17 protein-coding genes and 1 pseudogene are annotated in these 19,787 nt (G+C 59.0%); 9 read left to right on the top strand and 9 right to left on the bottom strand.

Annotated elements, in window-relative coordinates; all coding sequences use genetic code 11:
- Window positions 1-32: 32 nt before the first annotated feature.
- On the bottom strand, window positions 33-929 hold the full coding sequence (locus tag AB1748_RS03555; RefSeq protein ID WP_111141875.1) for a LysR family transcriptional regulator: 897 nt from the start codon (window positions 927-929) through the stop codon (window positions 33-35).
- A gap of 161 nt (window positions 930-1,090) precedes the next feature.
- Complete coding sequence (locus tag AB1748_RS03550; RefSeq protein WP_003855685.1) at window positions 1,091-1,459, bottom strand: helix-turn-helix domain-containing protein; 369 nt, start codon at window positions 1,457-1,459, stop codon at window positions 1,091-1,093.
- A 300-nt stretch (window positions 1,460-1,759) separates the two neighbouring features.
- Between AB1748_RS03550 and AB1748_RS03545 the strand changes: the two genes are divergently transcribed.
- The 3 genes from AB1748_RS03545 (at window position 1,760) to AB1748_RS03535 (ending at window position 4,913) form a co-directional block, all read left to right on the top strand.
- Window positions 1,760-2,419 carry a response regulator gene (locus AB1748_RS03545; RefSeq protein WP_111141873.1) on the top strand — a complete coding sequence of 220 codons (660 nt, stop codon included), beginning with the start codon at window positions 1,760-1,762 and terminating at the stop codon, window positions 2,417-2,419.
- Complete coding sequence (locus tag AB1748_RS03540) at window positions 2,416-3,771, top strand: HAMP domain-containing sensor histidine kinase (RefSeq protein WP_111141871.1); 1,356 nt, start codon at window positions 2,416-2,418, stop codon at window positions 3,769-3,771. Before AB1748_RS03545 ends, AB1748_RS03540 begins: the two co-directional genes overlap by 4 nt.
- Window positions 3,772-4,046: 275 nt before the next feature.
- Window positions 4,047-4,913 (top strand): nucleoside-specific channel-forming protein Tsx, encoded by an 867-nt coding sequence (locus tag AB1748_RS03535; protein ID WP_111141881.1) that lies wholly within the window; start codon window positions 4,047-4,049, stop codon window positions 4,911-4,913.
- 118 nt (window positions 4,914-5,031) lie between these two features.
- Here AB1748_RS03535 and yjdN read toward each other — a convergent pair whose 3' ends face one another.
- Both yjdN and AB1748_RS03525 read right to left on the bottom strand, forming a co-directional pair.
- Window positions 5,032-5,469, bottom strand: coding sequence for a VOC family metalloprotein YjdN (gene yjdN, locus AB1748_RS03530; RefSeq protein WP_111141869.1), 438 nt, complete (start codon window positions 5,467-5,469; stop codon window positions 5,032-5,034).
- A gap of 72 nt (window positions 5,470-5,541) precedes the next feature.
- Complete coding sequence (locus AB1748_RS03525; protein WP_111141867.1) at window positions 5,542-6,438, bottom strand: LysR family transcriptional regulator; 897 nt, start codon at window positions 6,436-6,438, stop codon at window positions 5,542-5,544.
- A gap of 113 nt (window positions 6,439-6,551) precedes the next feature.
- On the opposite strand from AB1748_RS03525, the gene AB1748_RS03520 reads away from it, so the two are divergent.
- The 4 genes and pseudogenes from AB1748_RS03520 to AB1748_RS03505 all read left to right on the top strand — a co-directional run.
- Window positions 6,552-7,865, top strand: coding sequence for an amidohydrolase (locus AB1748_RS03520; RefSeq protein WP_288360259.1), 1,314 nt, complete (start codon window positions 6,552-6,554; stop codon window positions 7,863-7,865).
- Window positions 7,862-9,304: a M20 family metallopeptidase gene (locus tag AB1748_RS03515; RefSeq protein ID WP_111141270.1), complete on the top strand. Its 1,443-nt coding sequence runs from the start codon at window positions 7,862-7,864 to the stop codon at window positions 9,302-9,304. Before AB1748_RS03520 ends, AB1748_RS03515 begins: the two co-directional genes overlap by 4 nt.
- 160 nt (window positions 9,305-9,464) lie before the next feature.
- The gene (gene abgT, locus AB1748_RS03510) at window positions 9,465-10,982 is read left to right on the top strand and encodes a p-aminobenzoyl-glutamate transporter (protein WP_367396009.1); all 1,518 of its coding nucleotides are present in this window, start codon (window positions 9,465-9,467) and stop codon (window positions 10,980-10,982) included.
- Between the two features lie 186 nt (window positions 10,983-11,168).
- Window positions 11,169-11,367: pseudogene (locus AB1748_RS03505) on the top strand (MFS transporter); the annotation flags it as partial.
- 87 nt (window positions 11,368-11,454) lie between these two features.
- Here the strand turns inward: AB1748_RS03505 and AB1748_RS03500 are convergent.
- The 3 genes from AB1748_RS03500 to AB1748_RS03490 are packed head-to-tail and all read right to left on the bottom strand — an operon-like array spanning window position 11,455 to window position 15,297.
- Window positions 11,455-12,765 (bottom strand): cytochrome c, encoded by a 1,311-nt coding sequence (locus AB1748_RS03500; protein WP_111141282.1) that lies wholly within the window; start codon window positions 12,763-12,765, stop codon window positions 11,455-11,457.
- A 10-nt stretch (window positions 12,766-12,775) separates the two neighbouring features.
- The gene (locus AB1748_RS03495) at window positions 12,776-14,560 is read right to left on the bottom strand and encodes a GMC family oxidoreductase (RefSeq protein WP_288360254.1); all 1,785 of its coding nucleotides are present in this window, start codon (window positions 14,558-14,560) and stop codon (window positions 12,776-12,778) included.
- 2 nt (window positions 14,561-14,562) lie between these two features.
- Window positions 14,563-15,297: a gluconate 2-dehydrogenase subunit 3 family protein gene (locus AB1748_RS03490; RefSeq protein WP_111141273.1), complete on the bottom strand. Its 735-nt coding sequence runs from the start codon at window positions 15,295-15,297 to the stop codon at window positions 14,563-14,565.
- Window positions 15,298-15,573: 276 nt separating this feature from the next.
- Here AB1748_RS03490 and sbmA point away from each other — a divergent pair, with 276 nt between their 5' ends.
- Window positions 15,574-16,815 carry a peptide antibiotic transporter SbmA gene (gene sbmA / locus AB1748_RS03485; RefSeq protein ID WP_288360250.1) on the top strand — a complete coding sequence of 414 codons (1,242 nt, stop codon included), beginning with the start codon at window positions 15,574-15,576 and terminating at the stop codon, window positions 16,813-16,815.
- Window positions 16,816-17,102: 287 nt separating this feature from the next.
- Here sbmA and AB1748_RS03480 read toward each other — a convergent pair whose 3' ends face one another.
- Together AB1748_RS03480 and AB1748_RS03475 are read right to left on the bottom strand one after the other, a co-directional pair.
- Entirely contained in the window at window positions 17,103-17,312 is a 210-nt protein-coding gene (locus AB1748_RS03480; RefSeq protein ID WP_003855705.1) for a DUF1471 domain-containing protein, read from the bottom strand.
- A 212-nt stretch (window positions 17,313-17,524) separates the two neighbouring features.
- The gene (locus AB1748_RS03475; protein WP_367396008.1) at window positions 17,525-18,712 is read right to left on the bottom strand and encodes an MFS transporter; all 1,188 of its coding nucleotides are present in this window, start codon (window positions 18,710-18,712) and stop codon (window positions 17,525-17,527) included.
- 104 nt (window positions 18,713-18,816) lie between these two features.
- On the opposite strand from AB1748_RS03475, the gene AB1748_RS03470 reads away from it, so the two are divergent.
- On the top strand, window positions 18,817-19,782 hold the full coding sequence (locus AB1748_RS03470; RefSeq protein WP_111141276.1) for an AraC family transcriptional regulator: 966 nt from the start codon (window positions 18,817-18,819) through the stop codon (window positions 19,780-19,782).
- Window positions 19,783-19,787: the final 5 nt, after the last annotated feature.

Genomic DNA, 19,787 nt, shown 5'->3' with positions numbered 1-19,787 from the left:
CTGTGGCGCTGATTGTTGTCAGCAGGCAACAATCAGCGCGGATTCAGCGCCGCGATCAGAGCATCGCACAGCAGCGTGACCGGCGACGCCGTTTCACAGGCATCGTGCAGCAGCAGATAACTCTGCAGCCGGTCCATCTGCCACGCCGGCAGCAGTTGCTGGATCTCGCCGCGCGCGACCGCCTCCTGCGCCATGTAGGAAGGCAGATAAGCAATGCCGCTGCCCGCCAGCGCCGCATTCAGCAGTGCCATGCTGTTGTTGGCCCGAAACCGGCTGCGTACATCCAGCGCCAGCCGCTGCTTATCGCGGCGGAACGGCAACGCCGCAGTGTGCGCCGGGCCATGAAACAGCAGCAGGTCGTGGCGCGGCAGCATCTCCGGGTGCGTGATGGCGGGTCGCTGCGACAGGTAAGCGGGCGCGGCATAGAGTCCCCACTCGATCTCGCTCAGCACCCGGAAATGGCCCTGCTGTGGCGATCGGGATCGGATCACAATCGCCAGATCGGTCTGATCGTCGAGCCGATCGTGATTGCGATCGGTCAGATCGAGATCGACGTTGATATGCAGATGGCGGCGCAGAAAGCGATTAAGCACCGGCACCACACACTGGCAGCCGAAGGTCACGGGTGCCTGTAGCCGGAGATGACCCGCGGGCTGCTGATGCAGCTGCTGGACAAAGGTTTCGGCGCGCTGAACTTCGGCCAGCATCCGCACACAGTAGGGATAGTACGCCTGACCCAGCTCGGTCAGCGCCAGCCGCCGGGTCGTACGCTGCAGCAGCCGGATACCGAGCCGCAGTTCCAGCCGGGCAATCTCCCGGCTGACATGGGATTTGGACCAGCCCAGCGCGCGAGCAGCCTCACTGAAGCTCTGTAATTCCACAACACGAGCAAAAACCAGCATGGCGGTTAAATTCGCGCCGTTTTCCATATTTCCTGACTCCAGTCGGAATGAGATACTGGCAACAAGCTATCACGTCCGTATGGCGTCACGGCGGCTGAAGGGTAAAAAAGGCGGGAGGCAGCGAAAGGCGTGGAGAAGGCGGGCCGGCCTTCCCGTCTGAAGAGGGTGACGGGAAGGTCTGATGGGCCTCAACTGGCCATCGCCAGAGGAAACAGCAGCCGATCAGGCTCAACGCGACGCTGACGACGCAACTGACCCGGCGTCATCATAAAGTAGTTTTTAAAAGTGCGGGTGTAGGCCTGCTGGGTATCGAAGCCGTAGTTCATCGCCACCTGCAGTATCGCTTCGTTGCTGCTCAGCAGCGTAAGTGCAGACTCGGTCAGACGGCGCTGACGGATATATTCTGCCAGTGAAAAGCCGGTATGCTGGCGGAACAGGCGTTGCAGATGCCAGCGCGAATAGCCTGAGCGGCGCGCCACCTCATCCAGATGCAGATCGTGTCCTAAGTTGTTTTCAATCCAGTCCAGCAGACTCCGAATAAACTCGCGCTGATTCATGGTTCCTCCCGTTGATGCTGATGTGCAGTGGAACCACTCTACCCGCTAAAATTTATCCCTTAATTAGCAGAAAATTAGCGCAGAATTAGCAACGGCAGAAGCGCACAGGAAAAGGGGCAGCAGGAGGATGAGCCTCCCGTACATCACCGTCTGGCCGGTGACGCAAGCGGCCAGCGTTATCGATCAGATAACGGCTGAATCCGGGAATGCGTTGATAGCACAAAGGATGTCGACGGCGGATAATTCTGACCTAACAATTGATGAGTACACTCTCTTCCATCTTTGCAGAGGAGATCAGCCATGCGCGTATTACTGGTTGAAGATGATGAAATGATCGGCGCGAACCTTCAGCAGGCACTGGAGGGCGCAGGCTGGTCGGTGGACTGGGTGCGTGATGGCGTCTACGCCCAGAATGCGTGGAGCGAAGGCGGCTACAGCTGTGTGCTGCTGGATCTCGGCTTACCCCGCGATGATGGCCTGCAGGTGCTGCGCCGGGCGCGCGGACGCGGCGATGCCACGCCGGTGCTGATCCTGACCGCACGCGACACGGTGGCGCAGCGGATACAGGGGCTCGACAGCGGCGCTGATGACTACCTGCTCAAACCCTTCGATTTACAGGAAGTGATGGCCCGGATGCGTGCCATTACCCGACGCAGCCACGGCGCTGCGGACTCGGTACTGGGCAGCGGCGATGTCCAGCTGGATATGATGACCCGCGAGGTGCTCTACAAAGGCCAGCGCGAACAGCTTACCGCGCGGGAATATGCCCTGCTCTACGCACTGCTGGAACGGCCGGGCGCGATCCTGTCGCGAGAGCAGCTGGAAAACCGCATCTACGGCTGGGGCGATGAGGTCAGCAGCAACGCCGTGGATGTGCTGATTCACGGCATGCGGCGCAAGCTCGACAATGATGTGATCCGCAACGTGCGCGGGCTGGGCTGGCGGGTACCGGCAATATGAAACCCTTCGCGTTTATGCGCTCTCTGCGCAATAAATTACTCTCTACGCTGCTGATGATTCATCTGCTGATGATCGGCGGCGTGACCTGGTATTTCTTCAGCTGCTACGGCGATATGGTCGGCACCATGAAGGACGATCAGCTGGCGAAAATCGCCGATGCCTGGTCCACCAATAAACAGATGCCCGCCCTGATGCCGATGCTTATCGCGCCGGATAAGGCGAAAAGCGCCTTTGTCGTCCAGTTGTGGGACGATCGGGGCCAGCTGCGGGCCAGCTCATGGCCGGAACTGGCGGCGCCGCTGCAGAATCAGCGCGGCTATCGCGATGTCTATGTGGGCCATTGCGACGACTGCGAATGGCGCATCTACACCCGGCCGGGGATGCCAGGCAGTGAGATCAGGACCATTCAGGTTATGCACAACCTCAGCTACATGAAGGCCTCGATGGTTAAGCGCGCGCTGTCGGCGATCGTGCCGATGATCCTGATGATGCCGCTTTCGCTGCTGGTGATCTGGCTGGTAGTCAGGAAGATCACGCGGGATCTGCAGGTCGCGTCGCGGCAGATCGCGGCACAGGAGACCCATCATCCGCATATCGTCTCACCGGAAGGCTTACCGGATGAGATCCTGCCGCTGGTGGCAGCCTATAACTCGCTGCTGAGCAAGCTGCGCGACGCCTGGTCGTCCCAGCGTCAGTTTCTGGAGGATGCCGCCCATGAGCTGCGCACGCCGGTGACCGCCGTGACGCTGCAGCTGGAGAACCTGCGCCAGCATATTCAGCCCGGCGAGGCGAGCCGGCAGTTCAGTCAGCTGGAAGCGGGCGTTACGCGCACCCGTCATCTGGTTACGCAGTTGCTTAACGTCTCCCGCCAGGATGACCAGAGTGTCATCGCCAGCGTTGAACATATCGAACTGGACGAACTGCTGAAGGAGAGCATCGAGCAGCTGATGGTGGTGGCGGATAAACGTGGCATCGATATTGGCTTTAACGGCTCCACACAGTATCGCCTGCAGGCCAGCCGCTCCGAGCTGCGCAGCCTGTTCGACAACCTGATTGGCAACGCCATGCTGCATACCCCGGAAGGCAGCCTGGTGGATGTTCTGCTGCATCGGGTCGCGGGCAGAACGGTGGTCGATATCGTCGATAACGGCATGGGGATGCCGGACGCTTTCATCGACCGCGCATTCGATCGTTTTACCCGTTCGCCTGACGTTAAAGCGCAGGGCAGCGGTCTGGGATTATCGATCGTGCGCAACGTCGCGCAGAAGTACCAGATGCAGGTCGCCCTTTCCAACTGCCTGTCGCCACAGGGTACCGTTTGTGGTTTGCAGGTTCGCGTCACCCTTCCCTGATCCCGCCCGTTTGATCACGAACCAGACAACGTAAACGGTTGCCTGGTTCCGTTCGATCCTGGTCATTATTGTGAAGCAAATCACAATTTAGCTGAATTGTAATGCAACACTTTTTGACAAACGTGAGCAAAATCTATTTTCTATCGAACTGTTACAGGCACGCTACGCGGGCTGAAAACGGCTGTTTTTGCTGAACCTCTTATTCCCCTCCAGGGGACCGATATCTCTCTGACTGCCTCTGCTGGGCGGCGGTCAAAAGCATGTGGCTGATGATAATGAAATTTAAAACGTTGATAGCGGGTGCCGCGCTGGCATGTTCACTGACCGGTGCTGCGCAGGCCGCTGAAAGCGATCCGCAGTATGTTTCAGACTGGTGGCATCAGAGCGTTAACGTGGTAGGCAGTTACCACACCCGCTTCGGACCGCAGTTCAATAACGACGTTTATCTGGAATATGAAGCGTTTGCGAAGAAAGAGTGGTTCGATTTTTACGGCTACCTCGACGTGCCTAACTTCTTTGGCGTGGGCAACAGCAACGCCAACGGCGTGTTCGACCACGGTTCACCGATGTTTATGGAAATCGAACCGCGCTTCTCTATCGATAAGCTGACCGGCACCAGCCTGGCCTTTGGCCCGTTCAAAGAGTGGTACTTCGCGAACAACTACATCTACGACATGGGCCGCAACAGCGATAATCGCCAGAATACCTGGTACATGGGCCTGGGCACCGATATTGATACGCACAGCGATGTCGGCCTGTCGCTGAACGTTTACGCGAAATACCAGTGGGAAAACTACGGTGCGGCGAACGAAAACAGCTGGGATGGCTATCGCTTCAAGGTGAAATACTTCGTGCCTATCACCACGCTGTGGGGCGGTAACCTGGGCTATGTCGGCTTCACCAACTTCGACTGGGGCTCTGATCTGAATGAGAAAGGGGGTGCATCACGTACCAGCAACTCCATCGCCTCCAGCCACATTCTGTCACTGGGTTACGATCACTGGCATATCTCTGCGGTGGCTCGTTATTTCCACAACGGCGGCCAGTGGGCTGATGGTCAGGAGCTGAACTTCGGCAAGGGCCCGTTTGAAGTGAAATCAACCGGCTGGGGTTACTACCTGGTGGCGGGTTACAACTTCTGATAAGCGCGGGCGGCGCAGTGTGCCGTCCGACATACCGACGCGCTGACCGGGAATTGAGCTTCCCGGTCAGCGCGTCTGTTTTCAGGCCTTGCAGATAAGCGCCACCCGTTTACGGCAATCAGTCCTGCGACTTCTCGACGTTGATACGCCAGGGAATGTTGAACTTGTCGATAAACATGGCGAAGCCGTCTGACCAGAAGGTCTCCTGCCACGGCGTCGTTACTTTGCCGCCTGCTGACAGTTTTTCAAACCAGGCTTTACCCTCTTCGACATCATCGGTGGAAAGGCTGACCGCATAACCGGCATGTTCAGACGCGGGCGGCTTCGCGGTGTCGCCATCGCTCAGCATCAGCTCACCATCACCAATGCGCAGCTGCGCATGCATGATCTTTTCTGGCGGCTGTGGCGCGGCAGACTGGTCACCGACCTGCTCACCCTGGTCCGGCATATCTCCGAACGTCATTTTGCCGAGCAGCTCACCCCCGGTTGCCTGCAGGTAAAAGTCGATAGCCTCTTCGCAACGGCCATAGAGAAACAGATAAGGACTGACTTGCATCTTCACCTCTATTTATCGGTTGGATTTTTACAGTACCTTAAGAGTGTAGACGATCACCTTTACCCGCTGATTTTACTGACAATACCGGCGGAAGAGTTGCGCCATGTAACTGCTCATCGGGGTCAGCGTCGTCTCTTTCCGCTGAATCAGATAGAAGATCGCTTTCGGCAGGGGATCGTCGAGCGTCAGCGCCACCAGTGACTGGCCCAGAATCGGATCGTCAATGACGTCAACTGAGAGGATGCTGATGAAATCGCTTTGCGCGACCAGGCTGGTGCAGGCCATAAAGGTTTCACAGGTCACCACGATTTTGGGCGCCATGCCGCGCTCGCCAAACAGATCGTGCAGCAGGCGGTAATAACTGCCTTTCGGCGTGGGCATCGTCCAGTCCGCCTGCTGCAACGCCGCCAGCGAACGGGCCTTTTCCAGCGGATGGCCCTTGCGAACCACCACTCTGTATTCGCGTTCCATGAGCCGCTCATACATCAGCTCCTGATCGAGATGGCTCTGATCGTAGGTATTGATCGTGAAATCAAGCGCGCCCTGACGCAGCTCATGCACCATCGACACCAGCTGGCCTTCGACGATGCGCACCTTCACCAGCGGATATTCACGATGAAACTGGTTTATCACCTGCGGCATGATGGTGCGCGCCACGCTGCCGCCCACCCCGATGTTCACCTGGCCGCCACCCAGCCCCAGACGCTGCTGGATATCCTCTTCCGCGACCCGCAGCTCTGCCAGCACCAGGCTGGCATGACGAAAAAAGTTATCACCGATATCGGTTAACACGACGCCCTGCTGACGGCGGTTAAACAGCTTTGCCCCCAGCTCTCGCTCCAGCTCCTGAATGGCTTTGGTTAACGCCGGCTGCGACAGCCCGGACAGACGGCTCGCGGCCCGGATACTGCCCTGTCGCGCCACGTCAACGAAAGCGCGCAGCTGATGAAGTTTGATGTTGGCAGACATAGTTCCCCGATAACCATTGTTTATCATTCGCAAGATATTCGCATCTTATGCCCGCCAGCACCATTGTGTAGATTCGACACAGTGCATAAAAAATCAACAACGAGGAAAAGCCGATGAAAATCCTTTCAGAGCACGTCAGCGCCCTGCTGCCAACGCTGCAACAGTGGCGACGCGACTTCCATCACTATGCCGAATCGGGCTGGCTGGAGTTCCGTACTGCCACCTTCGTGGCGGAAGCGCTGCACAGGCTCGGTTATCAGCTGAAGCTGGGTCGTGACGTCATCGACGCCGATGCGCGGATGGGCTTGCCGGACGACGCGACGCTGAAGCAGCAGGAGGCGCGGGCGTTGCAGCAGGGCGCACTGCCGCAGTGGATCAGCCACTTTTCCGGCGGATTCTGCGGCATTGTGGCAACGCTGGAAACCGGGCGTCCCGGCCCGGTGATGGGCTTTCGCGTCGATATGGATGCACTGGATCTCAACGAAAGCCAGGCCGACGATCACCTGCCGCAGCGCGAAGGGTTCGCCTCCTGCAACCCTGGCATGATGCACGCCTGCGCGCATGATGGTCACACCACCATCGGGCTGGGTCTCGCGACGGTGCTGATGGCGATGAAGGATCAGCTCAGCGGCACCATTAAACTGATCTTCCAGCCCGCCGAAGAGGGGGTGCGCGGGGCGAAAGCGATGGTCACCCGGGGCGTGGTCGATGATGTTGAGCGCTTCACCGCGATTCACATCGGCACCGGCGTTCCGGCAGGTGAAGTGGTGTGCGGCAGCGACAGCTTCCTTGCCACCACCAAGCTGGATGTCCGCTTCACCGGCGTCGGTGCCCATGCGGGCGGCCGCCCTGAAGAGGGTCGCAATGCCCTGCTGGCCGCAGCTCAGGCGACGCTGGCGCTGCATGGTTTGACCCAGCACAGCGGCGGCGTGGCACGGGTTAACGTCGGCGTGCTGCAGGCGGGAACCGGTCGTAACGTGGTGGCCGACTGCGCCCTGCTGAAAGTCGAAACCCGCGGTGTGACCAATGAGGTCAACGACGATATTTATCAGCAGGCGCTGCGGGTGATTGCGGGCGCAGCGGCGATGTATGGCGTTGAGCAGGAGGTTTCGCTGATGGGCGCGGCACGCAGCTGTACCCCGACGCAGCCGTGGGTCGACTTCATCCACCAGCAGGCGGACGCCCTCGGCCTCTTCAGCTCGGTGGTCGATCGTAAAGCGCAGGCGGCAGGTTCGGAAGATGCAACCTGCATGATGGAGCGCGTCATCGCGCGTGGCGGTCAGGCCTCCTACGTTATTTTCGGCTGTGCGCTGGCAGCGGGTCATCACAATGCGAAATTCGACTTTGACGAGCGGGTGATGCCGGATGCCATCACGCTGCTGGCCACCCTCGCCCTGAATCAGGCAGCGTTCGGGGGCGCAGGATGATGGAAGCCTTTATTGCCGATTATATCGATCGCCATCAGCTCCGCTTCAGCACGCTGAGCGACGCGATCTGGGACACACCCGAAACCCGCTTCGCCGAAACCCGCTCTTCCGCCCTGCTGGCCGATGCGCTGGAACAGGAGGGGTTTGTTGTGGAGCGGGGCGTGGGCGGTATCGACACAGCATTTATCGCCAGCGCGGGCAGCGGCAAGCCGGTGATTGCCATTCTCGGTGAGTTCGATGCGCTGGCCGGACTGAGCCAGCAGTCGGGCTGCGCCCGGCCACAGCCGCTGGAGGCCAACGGAAACGGACATGGCTGCGGGCATAACCTGCTCGGCACGGCGGGCGTCGCGGCGGCCTGCGCCGTGAAAGCCTGGATGGCGCAGCATCACACCGGCGGCACGGTACGCTTCTATGGCTGCCCCGGCGAAGAGGGGGGGTCGGGCAAAACCTTTATGGTGCGTGAAGGGCTGTTTGATGACGTGGATGCCGCCGTCACCTGGCACCCCGAAGGTTTCAGCGGCATGTTCAATCTGCGCACGCTGGCCAATATTCAGGCGGCGTTCAGCTTCAAAGGCGTTGCCGCCCATGCCGCCAACTCTCCCCATCTGGGCCGCAGCGCGCTGGATGCCGTCACGCTGATGAATACCGGTGCCAACTTTCTGCGCGAGCACATCGTACAGGAGGCGCGCGTGCACTACGCCATCACCAACAGCGGCGGCGTTTCACCGAATGTGGTGCAGGCCGACGCGGAGGTGCTCTACCTGATCCGCGCCCCGGAACTGCCGCAGGCCCAGGCGATTTATGAACGGGTGATTAACATCGCCAGGGGTGCCGCACTGATGACTGACACGACCCTGACGGTGCGTTTTGACAAAGCCTGCTCAGACTACGTGCCTAATCGTGCGCTGGAAGCGGTCATGGAGCGCAATTTGCATCAGTTTGGTCTGCCCGACTACAGCGACGAAGAGCGCGCGTTGGCGGCCGAACTCCGTGCCACTCTGACCGATGACGATCTGCGCAATGCCCGGCTGAATGCGGCCCGTATCGGTGGCGAAGCCGGTTATGCCTGGGCTGAGCGGCTGGGCGATAAGCTCTTTATGGACGAGGTTGCGCCCTATGCCGTCACGCGTGAACTGCTTTATGGCTCCACCGATGTCGGCGATGTCAGCTGGGTGACACCCACCGCACAGTGCTTTGCGCCCTGTTTTACGTTTGGCACGCCGCTGCACACCTGGCAACTGGTGGCGCAGGGCCGCACCAGCATCGGGCATAAAGGGATGTTTCTGGCAGGCAAAGTGATGGCAGCCACGGTGTTAACCCTGTTGACGGATCCGCAGACGCTGGCTGACTGTCGGGCCGAGTTTGAACATACACGCGCCGCGCAGCCTTATCAGTGTCCGATCCCGGCAGGGATCACCCCAACAAAACTGGCCGGATGAGCCAATGGCCGTGTCTCTGACGCGGCCCCTTATAAAAATGATTGCAAACACTTCCCTGACTCAGCGGAGCCGTTTCTGAACTCACCGCCTGTCGCCTTCCCGGACCGGCGTCAGACCGGGCCTCCGCCGATAAAGGGAACCCAAGACGAGAATCAATACCATGGAAGCAACATCCGCGAACCGCACTCCTGGCCGGCTCTTCTGTTGGATAGAGCGTATAGGCAACAAAGTCCCCAACCCGTTTTTACTGTTTGTTTATCTGATCGTGGTGCTGATGGTAGCTACCGCCATTATCAGCGCGCTGGATCTGGCGGTGACCAACCCCAGTAACGGCGAAGTTGTACGGGTAAACAACCTGCTGAGCGTCGCAGGCCTGCAGTGGATCCTGCCCAATATCATCAAAAACTTCAGCAGCTTTACCCCGCTGGGATCGATTCTGGCACTGGTGATTGGGGCCGGACTGGCCGAAAAAGTGGGCCTGCTGCAGTCGCTGATGGTGAAAATGGCGTCACGCGTCAGCCGTCGTTACGCCAGCTATATGGTGCTGTTTATCGCCTTTTTCAGCCATATCTCCTCGGATGCCGCGCTGGTCGTCATGCCGCCGCTGGGCGCGCTGATTTTTCTGGCGGTGGGACGACATCCGGTCGCAGGTTTGCTGGCCGCGATCGCTGGCGTCGCCTCAGGCTTTACCGCTAACCTGCTGATCGTCACCACCGATGTGCTGCTCTCCGGCATCAGTACCGAAGCGGCCAAAGCGGTCAGCGACACGGTACACGTCAGCGTCATCGACAACTGGTTTTTTATGGCTACGTCGGTAATTGTACTGACGATTGCGGGTGCGCTGCTGACCGACAAATTTGTTGAGCCGCGTCTGCCAGCGTGGCAGGGCAACGGTGAGAAGCTGGCGGCACTGACGCCGCTGGAGAACCGCGGTCTGTGTGCCGCCGGCATCGCCGCCCTGCTGTTTATTGCGCTGATGGCGCTGCTGGTCGTGCCGGAACAGGCGCCGCTTCGCCATCCCACCACCGGCGCCATCATTCCCTCACCCTTTATTCAGGGTATTGTGCCAATCATCATCCTGTTCTTCTTTGTGGTCGCGATTGCTTACGGCGTGGTGACCCGGCAGATCCGCCGTCCGGATGATATTCCGCAGCTGCTGGTTGATCCGATGAAAGGCATGGCGGGTTTTATCGTGATGGTGTTTCCGCTGTCGCAGTTCGTGGCGTTCTTTAACTGGAGCAATATGGGCAAATTCATGGCGATCGGGCTGACCGACGTACTGGAGAGCGCAGGCGTCAGTGGCGCACCCGCCTTTCTCGGCCTGATGTTCCTGTCCGCGTTTCTCTGCATGTTTATCGCCAGCGGATCTGCGATCTGGTCGATTCTGGCCCCGGTCTTTGTCCCCATGTTTATGCTGCTCGGCTTTCATCCCGCCTTTGCCCAGATGATTTTTCGCATCGCCGACTCTGCCGTCCTGCCCCTGGCTCCGATGTCGCCTTTCCTGCCGCTCTTCCTGGCCTTTTTACAGCGTTACCAGAAGGATGCGCAGCTCGGCACCTATTACGTGCTGATCTTCCCCTATCCGCTGGTGTTCTTTATCAGCTGGATAGCTCTGCTGCTGGTGTGGTATCTGCTGGGCCTGCCGATTGGACCGGGCGTCTGGCCGCATCTGCCATAATGCACGGTGCCTGCCACGGATGGCAGAACCTGCAATGTGCGTTGCTGAATCGTCAGCAACGCCCCTCCCGGCAACCGCGGATGAATTGCCTGTTCTGCTTATTCTCTGCTTGCTAACGGTTAACGCGTTTACGAAGCCGCTGACCGGCTGCAAGTCGCCCCTGAACTGCCTGAGGTTCACGCTGAAATGACCACGCTCGCCACCAGGCTCGCCTGGGGACACTTCACCCGCGATCTGCAACCGCTTAGCCGCGCGTATTGATGCGCTGCCCTCCGCCGCCGGATTGTGGCGATTCATTACCCTGCTGGCGCCGGATGGTTTTTTTGAGCTTTATGATCTGCTGGAGACCGGCTACATCAGCAGCGGGCTGCTGTCGGCGGGGATTAACGGGCCGAAGACGCGGGGACGCGATCCGGAAAACATCTGAAAAAAAGGCCGTCACCCTGAGGGTGACGGCCGCGTTGATTGCCGTTTACCTGCCTTCCAGTACCCGGATATCGGCACTGCCCAGCCGATCTTTCTCATCTTTCCGCAGCGCGGCGACCTGCTTCGCGCTGACCGGCTCCGACGCCGTATTGCCCCAGCTGTTGCGCACGAAGTTCACCACGTCCGCGACCTGCTGGTCGCTAAGACGCCAGCCAAATGCCGGCATGGTAATGGTTGAGGGTGCTCCATTGACGCCAGGCAACTGACCGCCCACCAGCACGATGTGGATCAGTGAGGTCGGATCGTCCGCCAGCACCACCGGATTGCCGCGCAGCGCCGGATAGAAGCGTTTGTAGCCGCTGCCATCGGTTTTGTGGCAGGCGGCACAGCTATCGACATAGGTTGCCGCCCCTGTCTGGCTGTCGTCGCCCTTCCACAGTGCTTTTGCGGTCGCATCATCCACGCTGAATGCCGCCTGATGCGGATCTTTTGCACCCAGGGATTTCAGGTAGCGCGCAATGGCTGTGATATCGGCCTCGCTCAGGTGTTGCAGGCTGTGTTCCACCACATCGGTCATGCCACCGAACGCGGCGGTCTGATCGTTGCGGCCATAACGCAGGAACTGACGCAGATCCTCTTCGCTCCAGCGTCCCAGTCCATCCCGGTTGTCGCCACGCAGATTGCTGGCGGTCCAGCCATCAACCGGTGCGCTGCTGCCTGCCAGATAGTCACTTCCCTCTTCGTTGGTCAGCGCCTTCTCCTGCATGGTGATGCTGCGAGGCGTGTGGCAGGCGCCGCAGTGGCCGAGGCCCTCAACCAGATAGCGACCGCGCGCCAGCACCGGATCTTCCTGCGGGGCGGGCTGGAAGGCTTTCACATCGGGCGCAAAAATTCCGCGCCAGATCGCCAGCGGCCAGCGCATCGACAGCGGCCACGGAATATCGCTCTCCCGATTCGCCTGCTTAACCGGGGCGACACCCTGCATGAACCAGGCGTAGAGCGCCTTCATATCCTCGTCGCTGACCACCGCGTAAGAGGGGTAAGGCATCGCCGGATAGAGCGTATCGCCATTTTTTGCCACGCCGTGACGCACCGCTTTCTGGAAGTCGTCATAGCTGTAGTCACCAATACCGGTCTCAGGATCGGGCGTGATGTTGGTGGAGTAGAGGGTGCCAATCGGTGTTGCCATCGGCAGCCCGCCGGCAAAGGGTGCGCCGCCTTTGCTGGTGTGGCAGGCCACGCAGTCACCGGCGCGCGCCAGATACTCACCCCGTTTAAGCAGATCGTCCTGACCGCTTTCCGCCAGTGCAGAGAACGACAGCGCGCCCAGAATCAGAGCCAGAATGCCATTTTTCATCGCCATCTCCTTATGCCTGTACCAGCGGGCCGGGGTTTTTCAGGTAGTGTTCGCGAATCGCTTTGGCTGACCAGTAGGTCAGCGCCGCTACCATGCCGGTCGGGTTATAGCCCAGACCCTGCGGGAAGGCGGACGCGCCCGGTACAAACACATTCGGGACATCCCAGCTCTGCAGATAACGGTTAACCGCACTGGTTTTGGGATCGTCGCCCATGATCGCGCCGCCACTGATGTGGGTGGTCTGATAGACCGTAGAGTCAAAATGCGTGCCCGGCTTTTTCGCACCGCCGATGATCATCTTCGGATTCATCGCTTCCGCGATTTTGTGCATCTTACCGACCATGAACTGCGCCATTTTGATGTCGTTCTCCTGCCAGTCAAAAGTCATACGCAGCAGAGGCTGTCCGTAGGCATCTTTATAGTTGGGGTCGAGATCGAGATAGTTAGCGCGATAGGACTGATGCGCACCGTGCGCGTCCATCGACAGATGATGGGTGTAGGTATCCGCCACCGCCGCCTTCCATTTGCTGCCCCAGTTTGGCGTACCCGCTGGCACCGGCAGGCCGGAGATCGGTTTGGTGCCCGCCTGGTTGACCCAGAATGGTGAGCCGCCGACAAAGCCCAGCGGCCCGTGGTCAAAGTTATCCGCGTTGAAATCATCCACGCCAACACCCGCGCCCCCCGCGCCGATAAACGGGTTAGTGGTGGTGTTTTTGTCGAACAGCGCCTTCAGCGTCGAGAGGTTCTGATAGGCGAAGTTACGTCCCACCGTGCCTTCATTGGTGATGGGGTTGTAAGGCTTACCGATGCCGGAGAGCAGCATCAGATGCACGTTGTGGAACTGGAAGGCGGAGAGGATCACCAGATCGGCGGGCTGAACCTGCTCGCGTCCCTGACCATCCACATAGGTTACGCCGGTAGCGCGTTTTTTGTCGTCGCTGAGATTCACCCGCAATACATAGGCGTTGTTACGCAGCTCAAACTTCGGTTCCTGACGCAGGGCGGGCAGGATGTTGACGTTTGGCGACGCCTTGGAATACATGTAGCAGGCGTAGCCGCTGCAGAAACCACAGAAGTTACACGGCCCCATCTGCGCGCCATAGGTATTGGTGTAGGGACCGGAGGTATTGGCGGACGGCAGATCGTAAGGGTGATAGCCGACCGATTCGGCAGCCTGGGCAAACAGCTGCGCCGAGTAGGTGCGCTTCTGCGCGGGCAGCGGGAAGTTATCTGAACGATCGGGCGCGAACGGGTTGCCGCCCTTCTCTTTGCCAACCACCTTGCCCCTGATGCTCCAGGCGCTGCCGGAGGTGCCAAAAACTTTTTCCGCTTTGTCGAAAAAGGGCTCCAGCTCATCATAGGTGACGCCAAAGTCCTGAATCGTCATGCCTTCCGGGATGAAGTGCTTGCCGTAACGCTCTTCGTAGTGGCTGCGCATCCGCAGCTCAATCGGATCGACACGGAAATGGACGCCGGACCAGTGCAGACCCGCGCCGCCGGTGCCGGTGCCGGGTAAGAAGGCGGCCAGCTGACGATAAGGCACCGCCGTCTGTGACGCGTCGTGACGAATGGTGACGGTGCTTTTGGAGAGATCCTGGAACAGCTTTTTGCGGACGTTATAGGTCAGTTCGTCAATCGACTGCGGATAGGCCCCATCGGGATAGGTATCGCGATGCGGTCCGCGCTCCAGCGCCACGACGTTCAGGCCCGCTTCGGTCAGCTCTTTCGCCATAATGGCGCCCGCCCAGCCAAAACCGACAATGACCGCATCCACTTTTTTCATTTCGTTTGCCATGCTTAACTTCTCTCTCCGCGAATCGACACTGAGGGGAACGGATACCGTTCGCCGCGCTCTACCCAGTCCATAAAGTCGGCGCGTGCGCCAGGGAAGTTGATCAGCCGCCAGCCCACCATGCCCTGATTCCCGCCGTGGATAGGATCGCTGAAGAAGCCTTCGCGGGTGTTCTGCAGCAGAAAACTAAAGAAGACTTTTGCCGGCAGCTGGCTGAATTCGGCGCTGCCGCTCTCCATCGCCTGCAGCAGGGCATCCTGCTGATCGCCGCTGAGCTGCGCGAAGACCTTGCCGTGCTGCTGTTTGCTGTAGCGATCGGCATCGGCCAGTCCCAGACGATAGATCTGCTGCGGCACCAGCGGGAGCTGGTAGCCCAGCTCTTTTGGCAGGTCAGGATTAAATGGCCCCTGCATATACCAGTTCGAACCCGTGGCGTAGGGGGTATTCATCTGACGGTCGATAAACTCCGGCACGCCCGCTTCCAGCGCGCCCGGGCCACGTTCGTCGCTGGGAATGAGCCGTGCGACGGCGGCGGTGATAAAGGCATACTCTTCCGGTGTAAACCAGGCGGGCTGGTAATCGCGCGCCTGTTGTGGTGCCGCAGGCGTCTCAGCCGCCTGCGCGGCCTGCGTCAGGGAGAGCGCGCCCATCGCAGTGGACCCTACCGCCATTGCTGGCGCCAGGGTAATTGTCTTCAGCAAAAAATCCCTGCGTGAATGACCCTTTTTTTGTTCTGACATGACATTGCCTCATTCCCGCGCTGACTGGCGGTATGAAAAAAGTGGTGGTTGCGTTGTAATGGTTTTAATCCGCAGATACCGGCCCGGAGCCGGTTTGTTACCGGTAACAAACCTCCATATTGTAACACTGCCATTCACAAAGATTTAGTTCCAGGAAACAAAATCGCACAATTTCATTAACATCTCTCCTCGTCCTGTCACGAGCAGAAACAACAGACTACAGACAGCGACAGGTCAAAAACGTTATAACAGGCAACACACAACAGCGGAGTCCCTATGTTTAAGTCTTTTTTTCCGCGGCCAGCGCTGTTTTTCAGCTCTGCGGCTGTCTGGAGCTTAATTGCGATTTTTGCCTGGTTTGGCTTTGCCAGCGATTTGCCCGGCAACTGGCCCACATTTGAAGCCGCGATCAAAACGCCGCTGCCGACCACGGCCGCACGTTTTATCGCCGCCAGCCAGCTCTGGTTCTATCTCTACTACTGGATTATGGTCACGCTATTCGCCGTGGCCTGGCGGATTATCGATCCGCATCCGTGGCAGCGCTGGTCAGTATGGGGTTCCGCGCTGATTATCTTTGTCACCTGGTTTGGTGTGCAGGTCGGGGTGGCGATTAATGCCTGGTATGGCCCATTCTATGATCTGATTCAGAAAGCATTGACCAAAGCGGGCTCGGTTAATATTTCTGATTTTTATCGTGAGGTTATCGCGTTTCTTGGTATCGCATTAATCGCCGTGGTGATTGGCGTACTCAACTCTTTCTTTATCAGTCACTGGGTTTTCCGCTGGCGTACCGCCATGAATAACTACTATATGCACAACTGGCAGCGCCTGCGTCATGTCGAAGGGGCCGCACAGCGTGTGCAGGAAGACACCATGCGGTTTGCCACTACGCTGGAAGACTGGGGCGTCAGGTTTATTCAGGCGATAATGACACTGGTAGCGTTTTTACCGGTGCTGGTGGCACTCTCTCGTCACGTCAAAGATATCCCGATTCTGGGCAATATTCCTTATGCGCTGGTGATCGCTGCGGTGCTCTGGTCGGTATTTGGCACCGGGCTACTGGCGCTGGTGGGGATCAAACTGCCGGGGCTGGAGTTCCGCAATCAGCGGGTGGAAGCGGCTTACCGTAAAGAGCTGGTCTACGGCGAAGATCATGCCGATCGCGCCAGACCACCGACGGTGCAGGCGCTGTTCAGCCGCGTGCGGGTAAACTACTTCCGCCTCTACTTCCACTATCTCTATTTTAATATCACCCGCATTCTCTATCTGCAGGTTGATAACGTGTTTGGTCTGTTCCTGCTGTTTCCGTCGATTGTCGCAGGCACTATCACGCTGGGCTTGCTCAACCAGATCACTAACGTCTTCGATCAGGTGCGCGGCTCATTCCAGTATCTGATCACCTCCTGGTCAACGCTGATTGAGCTGATGTCGATCTATAAACGTCTGCGCAGCTTTGAGCAGATCCTGGATGATGTACCGCATGATGAGATGATGCGCGAAGCGTCGGAAGAGCTGTAGAAGGGTGTGAAAAAAGAAGCCACGTTAGCGTGGCTTTTTTTTCGTCAGTGATCAGGCAACACGTAAATAGCCCAGCGTTCCATATGATGGCGGCATAGGCGATCGCTGCCGCGTAAGCCTCAGTCAACTGCGGATACAGCGTCAGATGCGGTCATCGTTTATCCGCAGCCTGACACAAAATTTCTGAGAAATGCGTTTATCGTGGGAAAAGGAGGCGGGGCGCGCTGCAGAACAACGCAGCCAGGACGCCCGAAGGCGTCCTGTCAGCATAGAGGGTAAAGCTCAACTTATTTCAGCAGCTCAGCGGTCATGTGAACGCCGTTGTTGGTGTAAGCTTCGGTGATTTTATATGAAGCACCAGCATCCTGAGCCTGGGCAGCGATTTTCGCTTCAGCACCATCCAGTGTAGAGTCGACGGCGGTCACAGATTGCGCGAAGCTGGCGAATGGCAGGACAGAGAGCGCGATAACAGCTGCAAAAGTTTTGATAGATTTCATGGTCAATTCCTCGGTTAATTTTTATCAGGTAAGGCGTGCTGCCTTGTTGATAGATATAATAGTCCCGAAGTCAGTCAGTAAAAAGCGGAGTGATTTGCTTAACTCATTCAGTAAAACTGAACATAAAAAGCACATTTCGCACAGTTTTCGCTCAGAAGGTTAATAATCCAGGTACAATAAAAAAGGCAGCATTTCCCGCTGCCTTTATGGCATCAGCCGTGGTGTCTGACGCGGGTGAAGATGGTCAGCGCGGCCAGCAGCATCAGCACCCCGCTGGCGACAAAGACGCCCCCTGCGCCGCGCAGGTCGAACATCCAGCCGCCCGCCGCCGCGCCGGCGGTAATCGCCAGCTGAATAGTCGCGACCAGTAATCCGCCACCCGATTCCGCATCGTCCGGCACCGCGCGCGAAATCCAGGTTGACCAGCCGGTTGGCATCGAACCAAACGCCATTCCCCAGAGTGCCACGCCCGCACCGACCATCCAGCTGACCTCGCCAGACGTGACCAGCAGCAGCGCGGTGACGCTCATCAGCAGCGCCATCCCGCTCAGCGTCAGCGACACGCTGCGGGTGACCAGGAAACCGGCCAGCGAGGTGCCAAAGAAGTTCGCCACACCAAAGGCCAGCAGCGCCAGTGACAGCTGATTGAGGTTGAACTGCGCCACGCCTTCCAGGAACGGACGCAGGTAGGTAAAGAAGGCGAAGTGGCCGGTAAACATCATAATGACCGCAAGCATCCCCCAGCGCATGACGCCCATCCGCAGCAGCGCCAGCACCCCGCCGTTGCGATCTTTGTCCTCCGCAGGCATGTCGGGCAGCGTAAAGAACTGCCACAGCAGCGCCACGCTGCCCAGTCCGGCGGTCAGCATAAAGATGTTGCGCCAGCCCACCAGCCCGCCCAGATAGCTGCCCAGCGGGGTGGCGATAATCGTCGCCAGCGAGATACCGCTGAAGACGATCGAGAGCGCACGCGGCACCTGGTCGCCGGGCACCAGACGCATGGTGATGGCGGTAGAGAGCGTCCAGAATCCCCCGATGGCCATCCCGAGCAGCACCCGCGCCAGCAGGATCACGGTCAGGTCAGCCGCAAAGGCCACCATCAGCGCCGAGGCGATCAGCAGCAGCGAAAAAACCAGCATTACGATGCGGCGATCGATACGCCGCGTGACGCTGCCGATGACCAGACTGGTAAACAGCGCCACCAGCGCAGTCACGGTCACGGTCTGCCCCGCCTGCCCTTCTGAGACGCCCAGGCTATGGGCCATCGGCGTCAGCAGGCTGACGGGTAAAAATTCGGCGGTAATCAGGCTGAACACCCCAAACGCCATAGCAAAGACCGCGCCCCACGCGGGACGGGCGGGCGAGGAAACCTCATCAGCCACTTCGGTTGTCAGACTCATGCTGCTTCTCCGGAAGATAAAAAAGTGAGTGTGAGCATAGAGTGTCGGACCAGGACGATCTATGATGCTTACACCTTCATTTTTGATAATTCGTCTGGAATACTATGAGCCACTATGGAGATCTGACCAGCGAGCTGCTGATGGGCATGCGCCTGTATGGCGTCAACTACCAGCGTATCGCGGTAAGTGCGCCTTTCGGTTTGCATTACGACTACGCACCGGGCCGGGCGCAGTTTCACTTTGTCGGACGCGGTTCGCTGCTGGTGCGCAGTGCCTCTGGCGAGCTGATTCAGCTCAACAGTGGCGATGCGCTGCTGGTGCCGCACGGTAAGCCGCACAGCCTGATCTCCAGCGAAGAGGCAACCTGCCAGTGTATTAAGAACATGGCGAGCAAGCCGCTCTGCGACAGCGTCTGCACGATCGCCGCGCCGGAAGGGGCCTGCGATGACGAGCACAGCGTACTGCTGTTCAGCGCCTGCATGGCATTTGAACTGGGCGGGATGCAGCCGCTGATCAACACCATGCCGGATGTGATGCTGGTGAGCACCCTGCTGTCACAGTACCCGGAAATTCAGCCGATTCTGGCGGCAATGGAGCGGGAATCCCGCACCCGTCAGGCCGGATTCGCCGGTATTCTGTCGCGTCTGGCCGATGTGGTCGCCGCCCTGATCGTGCGCGGCTGGGTGGAGAACGGCTGTGGAGAATCCACCGGGCTGGTGCAGGCGATGCGCGATCCCCGCCTCAGCCAGGCGATAGCCGCCATGCATCGCGATCCCGGCGAAAACTGGACGGTCGCGCGGCTGGCCAGCGTGGCGGGCTGTTCGCGTTCGGTGTTTGCCGGGCGGTTTCTCAACGCCACCGGCATGACGCCGTTGCGTTATCTGACGGAACTGCGGATGCGGCTGGCGGTCCAGCGGATTGTGAATAACGGTGAAGCCGTGGAGGCCGTCGCGTTTCATCTCGGCTACGGCTCGATTGCGGCGTTCAGCCGCGCCTTTAAGCGGATTGTTGGCCAGTCGCCGGGGGCGCTGCGGGCCGGGCGTGAAGGCCCGCAGGCGCTGGCGTCTTAACCAGG

This window comes from Pantoea sp. Ep11b, from assembly GCF_040783975.1.
Taxonomy (GTDB): Bacteria; Pseudomonadota; Gammaproteobacteria; order Enterobacterales; family Enterobacteriaceae; genus Pantoea.
The sequence above is the reverse complement of the archived record's forward strand: the minus strand, read 5'-3'. Positions and strand labels throughout refer to the sequence as shown.